Genomic DNA, 3828 nt, shown 5'->3' with positions numbered 1-3828 from the left:
AAAAACAGTCACGACATTGTTTGCATGAAGTCTTACGGGCTAAAGGGTACAGAGCCAACAGCCTAGGCAGAGCCACTCGGAACTTGTTCCCAGCCTCCATGCTTGGAACGAGAATACAATAAGTCTTGGGGCTTTTCTTAGTTCCATTCGTACTAGACCATAATTTCTGGCGGTGTGATCGCAGCATATAAATCAGGCGGAAGTAACGCATCTTGAATGTTGATTTTCTTCGGTATGACACCCTCTTTAAAGAATAAATCTGCTACACGCTGTTGTTCCGCTATCAGTTCAGGACTTAGGCCTCTGCGTCCTGCGAAAGTGCGACGAGACATTACCTTGTCGGCCACATCCTCATCGAGCTTTTGTGTGGCGATCATCAACTTTTTCACTTCATTTCGATTCGCCTCTGCCCACTTATCAAGGGCATGAAGTTCTTCAATGATAATTTTGAGCAAGCCAGGGTTTTCTTCGGCAAACTTCCTATCAGCAATATAGTAGCCCCCAGGAGAATCTAGCCCAACAGAATCTCTGAGGACACGAATTCGACCCATCTTTTGAGCGATCGCATAGTGGGGATCTCCAGTCATCCAAACGGGAATTCTCCCTTCGAGAAACGCACCCCGCGCCTCGATGGTCGCCATACTTTTGATTTTAATATCCTTGATGGTCAAGCCGATTGACTGCAAAGCTCTAAGAATAAAATAGTGCGATGCCGAGCCTTTTTGAAAATAAACTTCTTGCCCCTTGATATCCTCAAATTTCTGAAGGGGAGACTCTGGAGGTACAGCAATTACACTACTTGTTCCTGTTCTTGCGGTTCTTTGTGTACCGACGACATAAACAAGGTCTGAACCAGCGACTTGGGCAAATATTGGCGGCGTTTCTCCTACTGATCCCACATCAACTCTTTTCGCGGCCATACCTTCCATGAGTTGTGGCCCTTGGACAAATTGCGCCCATTCCACCTTGATTCCCAGTGGCTCCAAGCGTTTCTCTAAAACTTGCCGATTTCTGAAAAGATCCCCTGCACTCTGATAACCCATGCGGAGAACTTTCGTTTTTATCCCAAGAGAAATTGAATTGCCACTAGTACTTGCTACATTCTGTTGGCCTTGTTGGTTACAACTTCCCAACAAATATGCCATAGAAAAACCGCCCAGACTAGATGTAGCAACATTTAGAAAACGACGGCGTTTAATCATAGTTGTTTGATAGATAAAATAGTTTGGATTGGTTGGAAAGGTTAAAAGAAAGCAAAACTAACGCAGAGAATCTCCCCTGCGATATTCAGCGGTGATGTCGTCGAGTTTTTGTTTCAAATTGTCGTCGAGTTTTAGTTCTACAGCTTTGAGGGTGTCAGCAAGTTGTTCTGGACGACTAGCACCAATAATAGGGGCAGTAATAATCGGATTAGCCAGCACCCAAGCTACAGCTAAGGTAGTGAGCGACAATCCAGCAAATTCCGCCACTGTGCGTAATTCTTCCACAGTATTGAACTCGCGATCGCGCCAGTATCGTTCTTGATAACGTTCTGCGGCAGCACCCAGAGTAAAACGAGTCCCTGCGGTGGGGCCTTGAGTCAGATTGTGTTTGCCAGTGAGTAGACCACCTGCTAAGGGATTGTAAGGAATTACACCTAATCCTTCTTCTTTCGCCAAGGGCAAAAGTTCTCGCTCAATTTCGCGGAACAACAAATTATAGCGGGGTTGAATCGAGACGAAGCGAGTTAAATTTCGCACTTCGGCGCGACCCAAGGCGCGGGCAAGTCGGTAAGCTAAGAAGTTAGAAACCCCAATGTAGCGTACCTTACCAGCACGAACTACTGTATCTAATGCTTCTAAGGTTTCATCGAGAGGAGTTGAAGCATCATCAGAGTGCAATTGGTACAGGTCAACATAATCAGTTCCCAGTCGTTTGAGGGAAGCATCGATCGCATCCAAAATGTGTTTGCGCGAAGCACCCTGATCCCAAGGTGCAGGGCCAACTTTACCTACAGCTTTGGTAGCCAAAATAAAATGTTCGCGTTTGCCTTTGAGCCAGCGCCCAATGATTTCTTCGGTACTTCCAGCCGTAGCTAGCCCACCCCCAAGAGGATACACATCGGCTGTATCGAGAAAGTTAATTCCCGCATCGGCGGCGGTGTCAAGGATTCGCCTTGAGGTTTCTTCATCTGTCTGCAAACCGAAGGTCATTGTACCGAGACAGAGGCGAGAAACAGTCAATCCAGTTTGACCAAGTTTGTTAGTTGGTAAGGTCATGGAAACGTTTTTTATGTCGTTAAATTTTGATAAGAAAACGAACCGCAAAGGCGCAAAGGACGCAAAGAAAGAAGAAAAATTCTCTGCGTTCCCATGTCACCGAGTCTTTGCGTCAGCTTTAACCCAAGAGAAGTTTTTCTTTTTTGTATTCTTCAGACAGCTACAGAAGTACGACGACTTTGTGAAATTAGCCATTGTTGCAATTTCGAGTCACTGTAGACTTCATCGGCAATAAAATGATCGCCTTCAGGTAGTACAGTAAAATCTACGGTTCCCCCGACACCACGTAAGGTATCGACAATAGACTGTGTATTTTCAACAGAGAGCTTTTCGTCTTTTGCGCCTTGGAATATTTGGATAGGAATATTTTTTAGGGCAGCTAGTTGGCTTGGTTCTAATGTCGTAGGTACACGACCAGACACCGCTACCAAACCAGCGAAGCGAGTAGGATGAGAAGCAGCGATATGCCATGCCCCAGCTGTACCTAAGCTGAATCCAGATAAAATCACACGGGACGGATCTATGGGTTGGGAGGTAATGAGATTATCCAACAAAGCAATTACGTCAGATTCTCGATCTACCCAGGTTTGTCCTTCAGGAAGTTGGGGGGCTGCAAAGACATAAGGTAAGGGGCTAGATTCATCTACAAAACGAGGTAAACCCCATTTTAGTAGTACATTTATATCTGTACCGCGATCGCGTGCGCCATGCAAAAACAATACAAGGGGTGCGGGTTTCTTGGTATCTTCAGAAACAGGCGAGAAAAGATAAGGCAGTGAAGCGGAACGGTGTTCGATAGGCATAGCTATAATTCCTCTGTATGTTTGGTGGTCAGATACCCGACTTCTTTAAGAAGTCGGGTATCTCGTAACATCTCAATGCCTTGACAAAGATTTAAGCTACTACAAGGCTCTTATCTACTTGGGTAGTAGGTACTTTCGATTCAACTGCTGTACCCTTGAAGAAGTCAGGGTTGGCTTGGGTATAGAACTTGTAAGGATTATTGAATACATAAGCCTTAAAGTCCGCTTCAGAAATCACACCTTCTTGTACCAAATCCCAGCTTTCCGCTAGTGGATCGGTCAAATCTGGTACGTCCCAATGACCAACATCTGAGGAATAAATGGCGTTGATTTTCACACCCAAGGGATTGGCTTTGTCGTTGAATGCTGCTGCGATGGTGCGATCGTCAGACTCGGAACCAAAGAAGAAACTGTTTACCCAGCGATCGCGGATGTCTTCAATTGTCTCAATCCCGGCTGCGGCAAAGTCTTCCAATTCACTACCAACGGGTGAACGGCTATGACGGTTGAAAGAAGAACCCAAGACACTCTTTTTCAGTTCCTCTTTACTCAGAGGATGTTCTTGCAGGAATTCGCTACCAAAACGCTCGAACAATACGAACAATTCATCAGAATTGGCGTTATCTGGGTTGTAGTTTTGTAGTCCTTTTAGACTGCGCTTGGAGAAACGATCTACTAAATGAATGTAGACGTGTGCGCCCCAATCTGCACCGCCTTCAAGCATAGCTACACGCAACTCTGGGAAACGTTTGGTAACGCCACCAAAG

The 3828-nt window shown here is 45.6% G+C and carries 3 protein-coding genes and 1 pseudogene; all 4 read right to left on the bottom strand.

Features of this window, described 5'->3' with window-relative positions:
* Nucleotides 1-152: 152 nt before the first annotated feature.
* Nucleotides 153-1202 carry an aliphatic sulfonate ABC transporter substrate-binding protein gene (locus RRG12_RS41700; RefSeq protein WP_069068749.1) on the bottom strand — a complete coding sequence of 350 codons (1050 nt, stop codon included), beginning with the start codon at nucleotides 1200-1202 and terminating at the stop codon, nucleotides 153-155.
* A gap of 57 nt (nucleotides 1203-1259) precedes the next feature.
* Nucleotides 1260-2258, bottom strand: a complete 999-nt coding sequence (locus RRG12_RS41695; protein ID WP_420761483.1) for an aldo/keto reductase — start codon at nucleotides 2256-2258, stop codon at nucleotides 1260-1262.
* A gap of 152 nt (nucleotides 2259-2410) precedes the next feature.
* Nucleotides 2411-3061, bottom strand: coding sequence for a dienelactone hydrolase family protein (locus RRG12_RS41690; protein WP_420761482.1), 651 nt, complete (start codon nucleotides 3059-3061; stop codon nucleotides 2411-2413).
* Nucleotides 3062-3152: 91 nt separating this feature from the next.
* Nucleotides 3153-3828: pseudogene (locus tag RRG12_RS41685) on the bottom strand (amidohydrolase); the annotation flags it as partial.

Source organism: Nostoc sp. CALU 546, assembly GCF_048836525.1.
This window is presented reverse-complemented; position numbering and strand designations above follow the sequence as displayed.

Coding starts and splice junctions, on each gene's coding strand:
- RRG12_RS41700 (WP_069068749.1), bottom strand. CDS start 1,202: ATGATTAAACGCCGTCGTTTTCTAAATGTTGCTACATCTAGTCTGGGC.
- RRG12_RS41695 (WP_420761483.1), bottom strand. CDS start 2,258: ATGACCTTACCAACTAACAAACTTGGTCAAACTGGATTGACTGTTTCT.
- RRG12_RS41690 (WP_420761482.1), bottom strand. CDS start 3,061: ATGCCTATCGAACACCGTTCCGCTTCACTGCCTTATCTTTTCTCGCCT.